Source organism: Psychrobacillus sp. FSL K6-4615 (assembly GCF_038008225.1).
In the GTDB taxonomy this organism is placed as follows: Bacteria; Bacillota; Bacilli; order Bacillales_A; family Planococcaceae; genus Psychrobacillus; species Psychrobacillus psychrotolerans.
In genome coordinates this window covers 3,079,703-3,096,474 of record NZ_JBBOYQ010000001.1, presented here as the reverse complement: position 1 = coordinate 3,096,474, position 16,772 = coordinate 3,079,703, and the positions used below count along the sequence as shown (strand labels likewise).

Below are 16,772 nucleotides of genomic sequence, written 5' to 3'. Positions count from 1 at the left end.
TGTAACTTAAGATAAAACTATATATAGTATGATTGTTATGCACAGTGCTGTGGACAACTAAGTTTTTGAATTGTGGACAATGTGGATAAACCTGTTGATAGATTGATATAACTCGTTTTTCTTTGTGAATAAATATGTGGAGAAAAATTTATTGCAAAATAGCACTTGACCAACATATATGTACACCATACGACAGGCATTCAATGAAAAATTAATATAAAGGAAGGATTAATACTAAAATTGTAGAATTTTAGTAGTTAGGGAGAAAATACCAAGATTAGAAAGCAAAAAGAAAAGGTAGTGAAGCCAAAACAAAATTGGTTACACTACCTTTTTTCTTTAAGTCGCTATTTCTTCCAGTTGTTCCTGTAATTCCAACCACTCATTGGATAAGTTATCTTGTTTTTCCTTCAATTGATCGAGTTCCATTTGTAATTGTTGAACAGCTTCATGGTCTTGGAAAATCTCCGGTTCACATAGCTTTTCTTCGATTATCGTAATTTCCGCGTCCACCGTCGGCATCTGACTTTCTAATTCCTCTAACTGACGTCGAAGCTGGCGTTCTTTTTTCTTAGCTTCTTTATCTATAGTGGATGTGTTCACTTTGGTAACTACCGTATTTTCCACGACAGCATTTTCTAAAGCAAGCTCTTCCATTTCTTCTTTTTTCTCTAAGTAATAGTCGTAGTCTCCAAGGAACAGGGTTGCATCATCACTTGCTAACTCAATCACTTTTGTGGCAATTCGGTTAATGAAATACCGGTCATGGGATACGAATATAATAGTCCCTGGGAAATCAAGTAATGCATTTTCGAGAACCTCTTTACTGTCTAAGTCTAAATGGTTAGTAGGCTCATCGAGTACAAGGGTGTTCGCTTTTAAAAGCATGAGCTTGGCAAGTGCAAGTCTAGCTTTTTCACCACCGGACAGTGTAGATACCGTTTTTTGTACATCATCTCCCGTAAATAAGAATCGACCTAATACGTTACGGATATCTCGTTCATTCATCAATGGCCATTCATCCCACAGTTCTAACAAAGCTGTCTTATTGCCAGTCAGTGCCGCTTGCTCTTGGTCATAATAACCAAATTGGACATTTGTTCCGTATTGAATTTTGCCTCCAGTAGCTTCCAGTTGTTTCATAATGGTTTTTAGTAAAGTCGATTTTCCAACTCCATTTGGTCCAACAAGTGCAATTCGATCCTGTTTGTACACAGAAAAGGATATGTTAGATGAAACTGTATTTTTTGGATAACCGACTGCAATTTCCTCTAGGCGGAGAACGTCATTCCCACTAGGTCGGTCGATAGTAAATCCGAATGAAGCAGATTTTTCATCGCCATCTGGGGAATCCATCCAGTCTGTTTTTTCAATAACCTTCCGTCTAGATTGGGCCATTTTAGTCGTAGAGGCACGAGCTAGGTTTTTACTAACAAACTCCTCTAGCTTTGCTTTTTCCTCTTGCTGTTTTTCATATTTCTTACTATCTAATTCATAGTTTTTTGCTTTTTGCGTTAAGTAAGAGCTATAGTTTCCAACAAATCTTGCTACATTATGACGAGATACCTCATACACAAAGGTAACTACCTGATCTAAAAAGTAACGATCATGCGATACGATAAGAACAGCGCCATTATAATTCTTTAAATAATTTTCTAAAAAGCTTAATGTTTGAATGTCCAAATGGTTGGTAGGCTCATCGAGGATAAGTAAGTCTGGCTTACTTAAAAGCATTTTAGCTAATGCTAGTCTCGTTTTTTGACCACCAGACAATGCTTGCACTGGCTTCTCATAATCTTCTGGGAAGAACTGCATGCCATGTAGGATAGATCGAATATCAGATTCGAAGCGATAACCACCAGCTTCATTGAAAGCTAATTGCAATTCATCGTACGTTGCTGCCACTCTTGCATAAGCCTCGGTATCTTCATATACAGAAGGATCAGCCATCTGTGATTCTAAGGAACGAAGCTCTTTTTCTGAGTTAATGAGATGACTAAAAATAGTCTTCATTTCGTCCCAAATAGTCAGCTTAGATTCTAGACCTGCATGTTGCTCTAGATAGCCAAGACGAATATTTTTGGGCATAATGATTTCGCCTGAATCGTATGACATTTCACCAGCGATTATTTTAAGTAAAGTAGATTTTCCAGCACCGTTTCTGCCAACAAGGGCGACCCGGTCTCTGTCCTGAACCTCTAGCTTTACGTTTGTTAATATATCTTCACCGTTAAAGGATTTTGTTATTTGATTGACTTGTAAAACGATCACAGTATTCGCACCTCAATTCTAACTTAAGTGTAATAGATAGGGCTTGTTGTTGCAACGCCATAGCTTTACAATGGTAGAAATGTCTAGTAAGATAAAAACGATTTGTTTGACTAAACTAGGAGGATTTTTATGAAACCAGATATACCAAGAATTCCTCAAGCAACTACAAAAAGACTTCCATTATATTATAGATTTTTACAAAGCTTTGATAATGCTGGACATAAAAGAGTTTCTTCACAGGAATTGAGTGAAGCGATGAAGATTGATTCCGCAACAATTAGAAGAGATTTCTCTCATTTTGGTGCTCTCGGGAAAAAGGGTTACGGCTATGAAGTACCAACGTTACTGGAGTTTTTCCGTAAAACACTTGATCAGGATGAGGCAGCGAATGTCGCGCTTATTGGTGTTGGTAGTTTGGGAACTGCTTTCTTGAAGTATAACTTCCAAAAAAATCATAACACTAAGATTGTCGTAGCTTTTGATACAAAGGCACCTGTTGAGGGAACGACTATTAGTGATATACCTGTATATCATTCTAGTGTTATGCTAGAAAAACTAGAGGAATATGGAATTGAGTTAGTTATTTTCACTTTACCGAGTAGATCAGCACAGCAAGTAGCAGACCAACTAGGGACTTCGTCTATTAAAGGGATACTAAACTTTACACCAATTCGTATTCAAACAACGGATGCGATCCGTGTACACACAATCGATTTATCTGTTGAATTGCAAACCTTGATTTATCTCATAAGAAACGAACATACTGAATAACTAAAGAAGCCTTTGACCACAATGCTAATGGGTCAAAGGCTTTTTATTGAGGACTAGAAGTTATAGGAGGGTACTATTGAAAGAATATTAACTGCATATTGGAATATTGCTTCAAAAATTGCTGGATTTCATCTCCGTAAAATTGAACGAGTACAACGAATCCATTTAATAGCATATGGGAAATCATAGACGCTATAATCCTTTTCGTCTTGTAATAGATAAAGGAGAATATAAATCCTGATACTGCATATAGTAGTATGTGCGTAAAGTCAAAGTGAATAATTCCAAATACAATCGCACTAACAGAAGCAGCTACAAAGAAATTAGTTTTTGGTAATAATGTTCCGAAGATTATGCGTCTGAATATGAGCTCCTCTAAAATAGGAGCGAAAATAACGATGGAAAAAATAGCTAATGGTACAGCTTGGGCGATTTCGATAAACTGGGTTGTATTCTCTGATCCAGGATCCACACCAAACTTTTGTTCAATGTTAGCTGCATAAGCTTGACCTAAAAGGACTAGGAAAAAACCGATAACTCCCCAACCAACTGTTTGAAGGAGTGGACTAGACTTGCCTTTTAACGGTTTTAAGTAATTATTGTCTTTCTTAATAATGAACAAGGTGATTAATGTGGCGATCCCCATACTAAGAAATACCCACCATCCAGAAGCAATGAGGGCCGCATTTTCTATTTCCATAGTTTCTAATAACTTATAAAGAAGCGGTGCAAACACAGCTCCTGATAACTGCATAATACAATAAACAATTAAAATGTAGATACCGGTTTTTTGTTGTTTCATGAACAGTTTGATTCCTCTCTGTATGTACCTTCTCCTTTTATTGTATAGGAAATAGGAAATAAAAGAAAAAGATACCTTCTCACTTGCAAAATGTTCTGTGATTAATTATTATTATAAGTGTGTTAGCACTCAAAGAGTAAGAGTGCTAATAATATTACATTTTACTATTTTAGGGAGGTAGTTTCACTTGTTAAGACCATTAGGTGATCGTATCATAATCGAATTAATCGAAGCTGAGGAAAAAACAGCATCTGGCATCGTACTTCCAGACTCTGCTAAAGAAAAACCGCAAGAGGGAAAAATTGTTGCTATAGGTACTGGACGAGTACTTGAAAACGGCACTCGCGTTGAACTTGACGTTAAAGAGGGAGACCGTATCATCTTCTCTAAATATTCAGGTACAGAAGTGAAATATGACAACAACGACTATTTAATATTACGCGAAAGCGATGTACTAGCTGTAATTGGCTAATAATAAAACTTTACAAAATATATTCAGGAGGTAACTATACACATGGCTAAAGAAATTAAATTCAGTGAAGACGCTCGTAGTGCAATGCTACGTGGAGTGGATAAACTTGCAGATGCTGTTAAAGTAACACTTGGACCAAAAGGACGTAACGTTGTTCTAGAGAAAAAATTTGGTTCACCACTTATTACTAATGATGGTGTAACAATTGCAAAAGATATCGAATTGGAAGATGCATTCGAAAACATGGGTGCTAAATTAGTGGCAGAAGTTGCTTCTAAAACAAACGATATCGCTGGTGACGGTACAACAACTGCTACAGTACTTGCACAATCCATGATTCGCGAAGGATTGAAAAACGTAACAGCTGGTGCTAACCCAGTAGGGATCCGTAAAGGTATTGACCTTGCAGTTGCTGCAGCAGTTACAGAACTAAAAGCAATCTCTAAACAAATCGAAGGCAAAGAGTCTATTGCTCAAGTTGCAGCTATATCTTCAGGTGATTCTGAAGTGGGTGAACTAATCGCTGAAGCAATGGAACGCGTTGGTAACGACGGTGTTATTACTATTGAAGAATCTAAAGGGTTTACAACTGAACTTGATGTAGTAGAAGGTATGCAATTCGATCGTGGATATGCATCTCCTTATATGGTGACAGATTCAGATAAAATGGAAGCTATTTTAGATAATCCATATATTTTAATTACTGATAAAAAAATCACAAGCATTCAAGAAATTCTTCCTGTGCTTGAGCAAGTAGTTCAACAAGGCAAGCCACTTTTACTAATCTCTGAGGACGTAGAAGGAGAAGCACTTGCTACTCTAGTGTTAAACAAATTACGTGGAACTTTCAATGCTGTAGCTGTTAAAGCTCCAGGATTTGGTGACCGTCGTAAAGCAATGCTAGAAGATATTGCCGTATTAACTGGTGCTGAAGTAATTACAGAAGATTTAGGTTTAGATTTAAAATCTGCTAATATTACACAGTTAGGTCGCGCATCTAAAGTTGTTGTATCTAAAGACAATACGACAATCGTAGAAGGTAACGGAGATTCTGATCGTATCGCTGGTCGTGTAACACAAATTCGTTCTCAATTAGAAGACACAACATCTGAATTCGACAAAGAAAAACTACAAGAACGCCTTGCTAAATTAGCTGGTGGTGTAGCAGTAGTGAAAGTTGGAGCAGCTACAGAAACAGAACTAAAAGAACGTAAGCTTCGTATTGAGGATGCTTTAAACGCAACTCGCGCAGCTGTAGAAGAAGGTATCGTAGCTGGTGGTGGTACTGCACTAGTAAACGTATATAACAAAGTTGCAGAATTAGCAGAAACTAAAGAAGGCGACGTAGCAACTGGACTGAAAATTGTACTTCGTGCATTAGAAGAGCCAGTTCGTCAAATCGCTAACAACGCAGGTCTTGAGGGATCTATCGTTGTAGATCGTTTGAAACGTGAAGAAGTTGGTATCGGCTTTAACGCAGCAACAGGCGAATGGGTGAACATGATCGAAGCTGGTATCGTAGATCCAACTAAAGTTACTCGTTCAGCACTTCAAAATGCTGCATCTGTAGCAGCATTATTCTTAACTACAGAAGCAGTAGTAGCAGATATTCCAGAACCAGCAGGCGGCGGCATGGGTATGCCTGACATGGGTGGAATGGGCGGCATGATGTAATCTTTTTTACATCGTTTTCTGTGAAGTAGTGTAAATCACAATTAATTAGTAAAGCTATGACCACTTCTCATAATTAGAGAGGTGGTTATTTTTTATGCTGTTGAAATTTGCCTATCAAGACTTTTTAGCTGACAGAAAGTTTAAGAACACAACCGAGACGAACATTAAGAACTATGAAATGACTTTAGGGCAGTTTATTAAGTATTGTCTTGAACAAGGTGTCATTAACATTGAAGAGGTTGGTCATCATCATGTACGTAATTATTTGCTAGATTGTCAGGAGAGAGGAAATAAACCGAATACTGTTAACACGAAGATTCTCAGAATCCGAGCATTCTTCAAATACCTCATCGAAGAAAAAATAGTAGATGAAAATATGGGGCGAAGAGTAAAGTTACAAAAAGAAGATGTAAAGATTGATGTTTTTACAGATGAACAGATATATCAGATGTTAGCTTACTATCGAAGTTTAAGACGCAAGGAGAAGAGTTATTTTAGTTATCGTGGCTATCTGTTGATAATGCTGTTACTTGGAACGGGATTACGACGCAAAGAGGTTATTAATCTAAAATGGTCAGATGTTGATATGCCAAGTTTTACGATGAATGTTTACGGTAAAAACCGTCAATACGAAACAGTATTTATGACTGAAAAGCTTGCCAAAGAACTTTCAGTGTATCAAGTTTTTTGTAAGAATCATTTCGGACAAGGAAATGAATATGTCTTCTTGAAGCGTGATAATACACAAATGACCGATAATTCAATAACACAACTGTTTAACAACTTACAGAACCACATGAATTTTAATGATGTTCGTGTGTCTGCACATACTTTTAGGCATTCTTTCTGCCATCGCTTAGCAATGAGTGGTATGTCTGCCTTTGCCATACAAAAGATGATGCGCCATAAAAACATCAATGTGACGATGCGCTATGTGGCTATGTGGGGGAGTGAGCTAAGGGAGCAAAATGATAAACATAATCCATTGAATAACTTAAATATATAGAAAAGAATTCAAGTGAAAATATTAAATCACTATATATAGCTCATATATTTTTAATTCCTAAGAATCCAGTCTTTCCTAAGATTGGGTTCTTTTTTTGTCTAGTGGAACAAGGTGAACTAATAGTGTCAGCCTCATACCTAACTAACAGAAGCCATTAGAATCAATCCTAAGCCTTCTGTTTAGTTAATTAACAAATATATCCATGGGTAGTCTGTGTTACTTGTAACGCTCATTGAACAGTATTAAGACAGAATGTAGATTGGTAGATAAAAAAATTAAAAACGAGTTTGCATCTAACCTACCATTTACTTACAATTAAATAACTAGAAAATTGCAGAGTACATTAAACAAACAAAAATGAAAAATCTAATTCAAAAGAAAAGAGGGTAAATGTATATGAAATGATAGAAACCGGTTAGAGTACGAGTAAAACTATTTAACATGTTGCAGTTGGGAGATTATTTAAAAATTCCTACAACCCATAGCATAGTATACATATATTTATACCTATGGAGTGGGTTGTAGGAATTTCAAATTTAAAGGAGAGAAAAAGAATGTTTTTAGATAACAAAATATTTGGGATTACTGAACTTGAAGCTATTCTATTAACGATGACTTGGGGTTTTGAAGGAAATGAGCTGAATACTAGAAATTGGCTTAAAAATGGGTCGCTTGATGGTACTAAAGATAAAGAAACACAGGAATTTACAGATAGAGCAATTTTAGGATTAATCAGCAAATTATACACTAGGTATGAAAATATAGAAGTCATGGGTAGAGGGAAAAATAGAAAATATATTCTATTGGACTTAAGGGTTACTCCAATAGAAAGAAAAATGAATTATAAAGGCACAGAAATAACAGATGATGAACAAATGATGAAAGAAATTATTTTTAATCAGTTGGTGTCTAATCCACTCCCAAAAGGAAATGAAAAGAATGGAAGAAGTAATAATTCATGGGCTAATCATTTTGGTATTTTCGATTCTGATAGAACAAAAAAAACAGAAGATTTCCTGATAGAAACTTTAGTTGAGCAATTTGGAGAAGAAACAGTTTACTTTAAGCCTAAACATATTATAAATGGATTTAACCAAGCTATCTACGATTTGAGAGTAACTGCAGTTGAAAAAGCCTTTGAAAGATTACAAAAAGAAAATCGTATAAAAGTTACTATGTTTCATATAGCTGTAAAGCAAAAAGAAAATGTTAAAACTAAGCATGATGTTGAGTTTGTAGTTATTTCACAACAAGAATATGACAGAATAGAACAACATAAAGAAATGATTATTAATGCAATGGGTAGCTCAATAAAAGAGTATAGACAGAATTATATTAAGAGAGAGAAAACTTTAAAGATGAGATTAGTTTTTAGTGCAGTAGAAGAAATGTTGTGGAATGATTATGGAGTAAAGAGAATATACAAGTCTTATTCAATTGAAGTATTGGATTCTAAGACTAAAAAAGATACAACTTATTACTCATTTGAACAATTCCTCTTTAACCGTTTAAAAAAACTTACTAGAGATAGAAGTACAACTGTTAAATATACAAATTCAACTTTCTACTGGCATCGATTCTACTTATTAAATACTTATACTATTTTAGAAGTTCTTGAAAAAGAACATGGAATAGATTTTGAATTATTTCAACTGGAAAAAGAACTATATTCCGATAAATTAGAATTATTCAAAAGTGAATTTTACAGTAATTTAGCAGATAAAAGAGCTAAAGATGTTAAACCTACATTTGCTGAGATTATTGCAGAAGAATTCGATAAAAGAGAAATTGAAGAAACAGACCAGATTGAAATGGAAGGGGAGAGAAGTGAAGAGAGCGGAATTCGAGAAGCTAGGAGTCTTCAGTTTGATAGTACATTTAATATTAAGCCAGAGGAATTCAGAGTTAAATGGGATAACTCATTATTAGAAATACATTCAGAAGAAGAATTAGAAATGATGAGAGAAGAACAGCTCTTAGAAAACAGTCAATTGGAACTTTGCAGTTAACTAAAGGGAAGATAAATAACAATAGGAAGAAATTGAGTTGTACCAATTTAAATGTTGGTACGCTTTTTTATTTGTAACAGAGCAGATGAGTATAAAAAGTTTGCAGTTATCGTCCGAAAGGAGAACAATTTAAAGAATCTAATTATGATGAAAACCCTTATATATCAACTGATTTCTTCAATCTGCTCCTCTGATATTTCACTTCTATCGAAGTAAATTAGCGCTCGAAGAGGTTTTTGGTTTTTATAGCCGTTTAAAATCCCTAATAAATCTAATGATTAAGGTACACCAATATAGCATATTCGGTTTCGCTGAGATTCGATAGAGGAATCTTAATGTATGACATATCGTAATTGGACATAATCTTTTAATCCCACTCATTGGGAAGACGACTAATATTTGCATCATCAAAATGCTCGTCAATAACCACATCTACAATATTTGTTTTCTCATTCAGTTCATAATCTATTTCTTTAGATAAACCTAACTCAGATAACATATCATCTTTCGTTACTCCGTCCTTTAATTCCAGTTGAGCTTGAACAAGTTGACCATCTATAAATGTACCAGTTGCATAATCAAAGGTTTCACCCTCTAAATAAAAATACCAATCCGCATATAAAATAGAACCATCTTTCAATTCAAATTTGCCATTTATAAACGGTTCACTATATTCCGTATCAAGTTCATAACGATTGTTAAAATCGTCTAAAGTTAATGGTGTTAATTCACTTACCTCTGTTTCTGGCACAATAACCTCAATTTCTTCAGATGGCTCAGAAACTTGTGTTTGTTCGTTATCCACTGTAACTTCTTTACTTATGGATGGTTTTGAATCACTACAAGCAGCTAACACCATGGCGCTAATTAAAATAAAAATCCATTTCAAGATAAACCCTCCATTTTGCAATATATAGAAATTTAGCTGATAGTTGTAGAGCTTGTAGAAGCATCACAAAGCTCATTTTCTCCTGCCTTTTTTTACTAAAGCACCCGTTAATTGAGCACTTTATCTATACTTTTTCAGACTTATCCTTTAGAAATAATCCGATTAACGTAACTACAAATCCACCAGTTACAATAAAGAACTCTTTATCACCACGCAATATTCCACCATATTCTTGTATCCAGAAACCTAAAATCATTATTGCAATGCCAAGTAACATTATTTTAGTAGAACGCATTATTCTCCCTCTTTTCTTATTGAAGTAAAGCACACCGTTAGTTTAATAAGCTCTCCTTCTAATTTTCAGGGGGACACCCATTAACTTAATATATTTCCTTTGCATTAGAAGGTAAATTTCTAATATGTTTAAGATATATAGTCATGTTTCTATCATCATCTATTGGATACGTAAAATTAAAATGTTCAGCAACTTCTTGAGCTAAGATTCTAAATAGTTCACAAGTAACAAATATTGATTCCCACATATTTGTATAATCGGAATTAGAATAAGTTTTTTTGTACATATTCCAATATAATTCTGGAAGATATTTCTTAAAATACTTTCCTAACTTTCCTGTTGAAACCTGAAAATCTTGTTGTATACCAATCCACCAAGAAACCATTTTATCCAAAGAATCTCTCGTTGTATATTCAAACATTAGTTTTGCATACGGTAGTTCATCACGCCAAATTCCCTTAGCAACGTTTTGTAAACACCACCAAAAATTGTTTGTGTAACTATCATATTCACCTTTAGATGGCATTTTGATATGATAATCAATATCGGTAGGATATGGGATTGTTGGCAAGAGTTCATCTTTGTTCATTAAGGGAAGCGTGAGCTTATCTTTTCCATACTCTTCAAGCATAATCTCTTTTGTTTGAATACGAAGGTCTATACGATTTCCATCTGTAAAAAGCATTAAAAACCCATAAGACCTATTAACATCGAAATCAATTTCCCTACCAAAATCATTTTTGTCAGGTTCTTGTATCATGATTAAATCTCCAAAATCGTTAATCCATGTCTTATCTTCTATAAAAGACGCTGTTTCTGTTACAACATACACAATATCATAATCCTGAAAAATATCTTTTGTAACCTTAGTATTAGTTTTTGAACCATTCATATAGACTGCTCGGATTCTTTCATCTCTTTGTGCAAAGCTTAATATTAAATCCATCATTTCATTTTCATTTCTCAATGCTATTCACCCCGCAAAATAAAATATCCTATTACATTTCTTGTTAAACAAAACTGCTTCGTAAGCTCAATAAGGAAAAAGGCTTCAGAAGTAAAGCACCCGTTACTTCAAGAAGCACCTTCTCTTTTATTACACATTATGGTCGTAATGTGCATCATAGTATAGTTTTCTTCATACGATTACTTGAGGTGAATAAAATGGAATTACTTTCTGAAAAGGATGCATTGAACTGGATACTTTATGTTCTTTACTTTGGATTTCCTATTCTAATAGCAATAAATTTAGGTGTATTAATAACTTTAATCCAATTAAAGAGAAGAAATAAAAGATAAAATATAACCCTAAAGGAACAGAGTAATTGTTCTTTCTCTTATTGAAGTAAAGCACCCGTTAGTTGAAGAAGAACTTTTTATAACGACTCCAATCTTTTTCAGATAAAGGGTTGGCATAAATAGACTATTTACTTACTCTATTCCTTGCAGAATCGGTCTTTGAAGCTACTGGCATATGAGAGTAAGCCTTGGAAAGTCCGAACTTTGGCATATTGTTATATATAGCTTCTGATGAACCCTTTTCAATTATGTATGTTTCATGGTATATCCCAACACTTCCGTCATCTTTAATCTTTTGGTTAAAGTTTTTCCAAGCAACAGAGTGAGTTTTCCCATGAGCATATGCCTCCAAATCTTCAAAGCTCCTCCAATACTGGATCAGTGTGACTCCCCTCCAACTAAGAAGAAATTCAGTGTGACGGAATCCCAATTCAGGGTTCTGATATAATTCTTTTATCATAGGACCCATTGCCTTAATAACTGGTACCCACTTTGTGAATGAAAAAAATTTATTAATACGCATTCCAATTATAAATAAAACCAAACTCTCCTCAGTGCTTGCAATAAACCTACCGTTATAAATTTTTTTTCCCAAAAATTCACCTCATAATTTGTGATTAAAGTAGTATATTCTCTATTTCTTCATAAATATCCTTTTTCACTAACCTGCTTCGTTAGTTTAAGTGAACACTTTCACAATCTTATGTTTATTTTAACATAAATATCCAGTATCTAAATTAAATAGCGAAACCCATTTCAATTTAATATTAGATAGCTCTGAATGTTTTCAAGTTATGAAAAACTTGCTTTTCGTAACCTATAAAAGATACAATAATATTAACAAAAAGTTACAGAAAAGGTAGGTTTTTTTTAGTGGGTGAAGTGGTAAAGGTTGAAATGTTCGCAAAAAATAAAAAAGTGAATGAAGCTATTCAACAACAAATTAATAAGAAGTTAAAAATGTATGAAGGTGATTTCAAGCGATTTGAACAGTATTGTAAACAATCAAGCAGAATAATTTCATTTGATGCACTAGAAAAATATCTATATCAAACCATTGCAGAGGATAAACTAAAGCTATCAACATTTAATAGACGTGCTGCTGGTGTATCTTATTATCTTGTAAATCAATACAACCAGTTTGAAACAGCGGAACAAAAGCAACGTATTGCACAGTTACGCAGTATATACAACGATAAGGAACACAGCGAACAGAAGTTAATGAAAGGACAATCTGCAAAGAATAAAGATGAAGTAATGTACGAGATAAATAAACTAGATACAAGAGCAAAAGCAATCAGTTTAGTGAATTTAATTACAGCTTGTAGACCCTCAGAAATGATTGCTATTCAGATTAAGCATATTGAATTAGATAATCATTCAGTCAGTGTATATATGCAGAAACAAAGTCAATGGAAAACAAAAAGGTTAACGCTTGAATGTGTGAATACTTTACGCAAATATATTAAAGGTTATCAACTAACAGATGAAAGTTATCTTGTATGTAGAACAGATAAGCATGGCAATGTGTCAAAGGATAAATCAATTAGCGATACAGCATACAGAAAATCAATTCATAAATGGTTGGGATTTGCACCCTATAGCTTACGTAAAACTCAAATTAGTAGTATGCATGAAGCAGGAGCTGACCTACCGACAATAGCTAAACAGAGTGGTCATAGGAGCTTAGAGACTATTACTAAGCATTATTTGGAAGTGAATGACACAACAGTAGACAAATATCTGTAAATTAAACTAATAGGAGCGTTCATTTATTTAAAATGAATTGCTCCATTTGTATTTATAATAGAAGAAACAGCAATAAAGTAATGATTTTATTTGAAAATGGTATGACTTAAATACCCATAGAATGGGCGTTCAGAGGTTTAGGAGGGGGAGCTATTTTCCAATTTTTCAATAGGTATTATCCAAGTAGGCAGGGGGGCAAGTATTTTCACACACTCAAAGTATAGATTTTAGGAGCAGCTATATTAGTGGACTGCTCCTTTTTCTATCATACTTTTCTTTTATTATATGAATAGTCAAATATTAATGGTGGTATAATTACTTGGCATAGGGATTTTTAGATTATTTAGTAAGAGATGTATATTAAGGAGTGTTTGTGATGAATGATTATGAATTATTTTCTGTAAGATATAAGGTTAATAATGAAGAAGATGTTTATATTTATGATGATGTACCCCAAAAACTTAGAGCTCAAATAATTAATATTGTAATGAAGTATATAAATAACATATCAGGTAATCAATATGTTTCTATTAAGATGTGGAATGAACTTGAAGAAAATATTAAGATAGAATTGGGAATCATATCATTGAAAGGTACTGTAAACTCTCAATCTAGAGTATGTAACTTTTTTATCCATGCTGAAAATAATATTGTTATCGACTTGATAGACCTGATTGTATACAGCTTATACAAAAATACGGAAAAAACTAGATTAGAATCTTTAAAGAATACAGTTAATGAAGTAATTCATAAAATTAATAAGAAAATGAAAGAAAATTCTTTTGGTTATGAAATCCATGATTATAAGTTAGTTCGGATTGATAATCAATTTATTCATAAGGAAATTGTAAAACAAACAATTTTACTAATTAATAATCCTCTTTTTCACTCAGTTTCAGAAGAATTTTTAAAGGCGCATGAACATTACAAAAAAGGTGATTATAAAGATGCTCTTGTTAACTCAGGAAAAGCTTTTGAAAGTACAATGAAAATTATATGTAGTGCAATGGGTTATGAATTTGATGAGAAAAGAGACACAGCAAGTAGATTGATAGCCGTTCTATTTAAAAATGACTTTGTACCTGAATATTTGCAAAACCATTTCACTGGGTTAAAACAAACATTAGAGAGCGGATTACCCACTTTGAGAAACAAATTAGGGGGACATGGACAAGGAGAAAGTATAATTGAAGTCCCTGAGTCACTTGTAAAGTATACATTAAATTTGTGTGCAACTAATATAGTTTTCTTAGTGAATACATTTGAAGAAGTACAAGGAAGATAGTAATTAGTATGCAGCTTCAATGAATAGAATAACTTTCTAAACACATAAAAGTAATTAAAGATGCTTTCAGAGATAATTATCAGATTTTAGGTGTGAATGGAATTATGGTTGTTCAATTGAGCATATGACTCAGTAAAGTAACATAATCATTTTTTTAAACGTGGAGTAACTATTGACCAATATACCAATCAATTAAGAGCACTTTTTCATCATTTGAGGATACTACTTCACAAAATGCAACGAATACTTCATAATATAAATATATTAAATTTTTTGAGAAGTGGTACTTCTCTAATTAATCGTGAATAAACGGCGTTGTTACTCGTTCAGCACTTCAAAATGCTGCATCTGTAGCAGCATTATTCTTAACTACAGAAGCAGTAGTAGCAGATATTCCAGAACCAGCAGGCGGCGGCATGGGTATGCCTGACATGGGTGGAATGGGCGGCATGATGTAATAAGCCACTTCAACCCTTGATATGTATGGGTTTGTATGTAAGGTGAAAGTGAAATTGATTATAATCGAGGCTTCTCATTAGTTGTGTAAACTTTTGGGAAGCTTCTTTTTTCATTTCTTTTGTAACGTGGAGATAGACATTCTTGGTGATTTGATCATCTGAAATGGCCAAGTCTATCCATGATTTGTTCGAGTGCGATACCTGCTTCTGCTAATAATGAAGTGTGTATATGCCTCAATGAATGCGGTGAAATGGATTGGTTTAGTCAACCATTCCACTTATATAGGAACAGAGCCCCATCTGCGCCTCTAAATACTCTAAATAGGAAGGTCTTTCATCAATTCGCTGAATTGTTGAAAGACCTTTTTTATATTAAATATTGATGCCTCTCTTTAATCCGCTGAATTTTGGAGAGGTATTTTTAGTTCTGTTTTGGAAGGAGAAGAAGCATCTTTCAGTAAAATATAGTTATGGGAAGAGTAAAGTGAATGAGTTTGAATCAAACTGTATTAAAACCAGTTCTCGCATATATTTTCTTTCGAGAAATGGGAAAGTGAGACTACAAGCAAGGGTTTTTTCTATTTATATTACAAAGTAAGGAGTTATATAAAATGATATTTACTAATGGCAATAAGTTAGAGGAAATCAGACAGGCGCTCAATTCAAAGTTTTTTGAACGAGAGAATGAGGTTGAGGGAATTCTAGTTGCATTACTCTCTAGGCAGCATATGCTCATGATTGGTCCTGCAGGAACTGCAAAATCGGCATTGTCGAGTGAATTATCTAAAATTATAGAGGGATCTGCATATTTTCAATGGTTGCTGACAAAGTTCAGTACACCCGAGGAAGTATTTGGCCCATTGTCGTTAAAAGGTTTGGAACAGGGCGTATACCAACGGATTATTACATCTAAAATGCCGGAAGCGAATATAGTTTTCTTAGATGAAATCTTTAAAGCAAACTCTGCTATTTTGAATAGCTTGCTTACGCTTATTAATGAAAGACTATTCTATAATAATGGGTCACCAGTTCAAGTTCCCTTGATGTCTGTAATAGGTGCTTCTAATGAATACCCTGAGGAAGAAGAAGGGCTTGATGCGCTATTTGATCGTTTCCTTTTGCGATTTGAGATTGACTTTATCGCAGATGAAACAAATTTTGTCTCGATGTTGAAAGCTGCTGAGAAAACTATACAAATGCCATTCATGACATTGGAAGAATTGTTGCATCTCCAGTTTTTGACCGATAGGGTAGTCATTCCTGACGAGGTTTATAAAGCCCTATCGAAAATTCGTGTGGAGTTAAGGGATGAAGGAATTCGCCCATCAGATAGAAGGTTCAAGCAGTCATTGAGTGTTCTACAAGCGAAAGCAATGATTAACCAAAGGCAAGCTGTCCAGATGGATGATATCGCGATTCTTGAAAATGTTCTTTGGGAAAAGGTGGAGCAAAAAGATGTCGTGTCTTACATTATTCGGAACCATGCACATGACGTTATTACGCAAACTCTCTATTCCTTACAAAATGAAGCAAATGAAGTGTTCTACTCCATACTCCAGGATCAGTCACCAGAGACTGGAATGGAAGCGACTCAAAAAATGATGGTCTTAGTGGCTGATTTAAATAAGCTTAAAAATCAAAATGAAAGTCGAAAGGCTGATATCGATGTCTTACTAAATAAAGTAACCTCGATGCAACATGAAATGTTGGATAGGATTTTAGAACCCTGTTATTTGGATAACCTAAAAGAAAAAAGATGTTCCACGAGTATCTTTTTTAAGATGTGAAAAGG

The 16,772-nt window shown here is 34.2% G+C and carries 14 protein-coding genes and 2 pseudogenes; 9 read left to right on the top strand and 7 right to left on the bottom strand.

Features of this window, described 5'->3' with window-relative positions:
• Positions 1-339: 339 nt before the first annotated feature.
• Positions 340-2,271 (bottom strand): ABC-F family ATP-binding cassette domain-containing protein, encoded by a 1,932-nt coding sequence (locus MKX53_RS15460; protein ID WP_340912376.1) that lies wholly within the window; start codon positions 2,269-2,271, stop codon positions 340-342.
• Positions 2,272-2,400: 129 nt separating this feature from the next.
• On the opposite strand from MKX53_RS15460, the gene MKX53_RS15455 reads away from it, so the two are divergent.
• A complete protein-coding gene (locus MKX53_RS15455; protein ID WP_093538280.1) occupies positions 2,401-3,042 on the top strand; it encodes a redox-sensing transcriptional repressor Rex in 642 nt (213 codons plus the stop codon).
• 73 nt (positions 3,043-3,115) lie between these two features.
• On the opposite strand, the gene MKX53_RS15450 is transcribed toward MKX53_RS15455, so the two are convergent.
• Positions 3,116-3,844, bottom strand: coding sequence for a CPBP family intramembrane glutamic endopeptidase (locus tag MKX53_RS15450; RefSeq protein ID WP_093538281.1), 729 nt, complete (start codon positions 3,842-3,844; stop codon positions 3,116-3,118).
• Between the two features lie 187 nt (positions 3,845-4,031).
• Here MKX53_RS15450 and groES point away from each other — a divergent pair, with 187 nt between their 5' ends.
• The 4 genes from groES to MKX53_RS15430 all read left to right on the top strand — a co-directional run bounded on the left by groES (position 4,032) and on the right by MKX53_RS15430 (position 9,005).
• Positions 4,032-4,316, top strand: coding sequence for a co-chaperone GroES (gene groES / locus MKX53_RS15445; protein ID WP_340770366.1), 285 nt, complete (start codon positions 4,032-4,034; stop codon positions 4,314-4,316).
• A gap of 42 nt (positions 4,317-4,358) precedes the next feature.
• Entirely contained in the window at positions 4,359-5,990 is a 1,632-nt protein-coding gene (gene groL / locus MKX53_RS15440) for a chaperonin GroEL (protein WP_093538283.1), read from the top strand.
• Between the two features lie 94 nt (positions 5,991-6,084).
• Positions 6,085-6,996: a tyrosine-type recombinase/integrase gene (locus tag MKX53_RS15435; protein ID WP_340912375.1), complete on the top strand. Its 912-nt coding sequence runs from the start codon at positions 6,085-6,087 to the stop codon at positions 6,994-6,996.
• Between the two features lie 554 nt (positions 6,997-7,550).
• Positions 7,551-9,005 carry a hypothetical protein gene (locus MKX53_RS15430; RefSeq protein ID WP_340912373.1) on the top strand — a complete coding sequence of 485 codons (1,455 nt, stop codon included), beginning with the start codon at positions 7,551-7,553 and terminating at the stop codon, positions 9,003-9,005.
• A gap of 367 nt (positions 9,006-9,372) precedes the next feature.
• On the opposite strand, the gene MKX53_RS15425 is transcribed toward MKX53_RS15430, so the two are convergent.
• The 4 genes from MKX53_RS15425 to MKX53_RS15410 all read right to left on the bottom strand — a co-directional run bounded on the left by MKX53_RS15425 (position 9,373) and on the right by MKX53_RS15410 (position 12,083).
• Entirely contained in the window at positions 9,373-9,894 is a 522-nt protein-coding gene (locus MKX53_RS15425) for a hypothetical protein (RefSeq protein ID WP_340912371.1), read from the bottom strand.
• Positions 9,895-10,018: 124 nt separating this feature from the next.
• Positions 10,019-10,189: a hypothetical protein gene (locus tag MKX53_RS15420; protein WP_156187596.1), complete on the bottom strand. Its 171-nt coding sequence runs from the start codon at positions 10,187-10,189 to the stop codon at positions 10,019-10,021.
• A gap of 85 nt (positions 10,190-10,274) precedes the next feature.
• On the bottom strand, positions 10,275-11,156 hold the full coding sequence (locus MKX53_RS15415) for an aminoglycoside 6-adenylyltransferase (RefSeq protein ID WP_340912368.1): 882 nt from the start codon (positions 11,154-11,156) through the stop codon (positions 10,275-10,277).
• A gap of 456 nt (positions 11,157-11,612) precedes the next feature.
• Complete coding sequence (locus MKX53_RS15410) at positions 11,613-12,083, bottom strand: DUF4188 domain-containing protein (RefSeq protein ID WP_340912366.1); 471 nt, start codon at positions 12,081-12,083, stop codon at positions 11,613-11,615.
• Between the two features lie 278 nt (positions 12,084-12,361).
• Between MKX53_RS15410 and MKX53_RS15405 the strand changes: the two genes are divergently transcribed.
• The 3 genes and pseudogenes from MKX53_RS15405 to MKX53_RS19755 form a co-directional block, all read left to right on the top strand.
• Entirely contained in the window at positions 12,362-13,237 is an 876-nt protein-coding gene (locus MKX53_RS15405; RefSeq protein ID WP_340912365.1) for a tyrosine-type recombinase/integrase, read from the top strand.
• Positions 13,238-13,613: 376 nt separating this feature from the next.
• On the top strand, positions 13,614-14,522 hold the full coding sequence (locus MKX53_RS15400; protein ID WP_340912363.1) for an STM4504/CBY_0614 family protein: 909 nt from the start codon (positions 13,614-13,616) through the stop codon (positions 14,520-14,522).
• A 317-nt stretch (positions 14,523-14,839) separates the two neighbouring features.
• A pseudogene (locus MKX53_RS19755) lies at positions 14,840-14,980 on the top strand (hypothetical protein); the annotation flags it as partial.
• Positions 14,981-14,989: 9 nt separating this feature from the next.
• Here the strand turns inward: MKX53_RS19755 and MKX53_RS19750 are convergent.
• Positions 14,990-15,245, bottom strand: a pseudogene (locus MKX53_RS19750) (tyrosine-type recombinase/integrase); the annotation flags it as partial.
• A gap of 346 nt (positions 15,246-15,591) precedes the next feature.
• Here MKX53_RS19750 and MKX53_RS15395 point away from each other — a divergent pair.
• Positions 15,592-16,767 (top strand): AAA family ATPase, encoded by a 1,176-nt coding sequence (locus tag MKX53_RS15395; RefSeq protein WP_340912360.1) that lies wholly within the window; start codon positions 15,592-15,594, stop codon positions 16,765-16,767.
• The last annotated feature ends 5 nt before the right edge of the window (positions 16,768-16,772 follow it).

What these genes read in the sequence shown, in the direction of transcription:
- MKX53_RS15400 (WP_340912363.1), top strand. Translation starts at nt 13,614, where the DNA reads ATGAATGATTATGAATTATTTTCTGTAAGATATAAGGTTAATAATGAA.
- MKX53_RS15420 (WP_156187596.1), bottom strand. Translation starts at nt 10,189, where the DNA reads ATGCGTTCTACTAAAATAATGTTACTTGGCATTGCAATAATGATTTTA.
- MKX53_RS15455 (WP_093538280.1), top strand. Translation starts at nt 2,401, where the DNA reads ATGAAACCAGATATACCAAGAATTCCTCAAGCAACTACAAAAAGACTT.
- groL (WP_093538283.1), top strand. Translation starts at nt 4,359, where the DNA reads ATGGCTAAAGAAATTAAATTCAGTGAAGACGCTCGTAGTGCAATGCTA.
- MKX53_RS15430 (WP_340912373.1), top strand. Translation starts at nt 7,551, where the DNA reads ATGTTTTTAGATAACAAAATATTTGGGATTACTGAACTTGAAGCTATT.
- MKX53_RS15450 (WP_093538281.1), bottom strand. Translation starts at nt 3,844, where the DNA reads ATGAAACAACAAAAAACCGGTATCTACATTTTAATTGTTTATTGTATT.
- MKX53_RS15395 (WP_340912360.1), top strand. Translation starts at nt 15,592, where the DNA reads ATGATATTTACTAATGGCAATAAGTTAGAGGAAATCAGACAGGCGCTC.
- MKX53_RS15435 (WP_340912375.1), top strand. Translation starts at nt 6,085, where the DNA reads ATGCTGTTGAAATTTGCCTATCAAGACTTTTTAGCTGACAGAAAGTTT.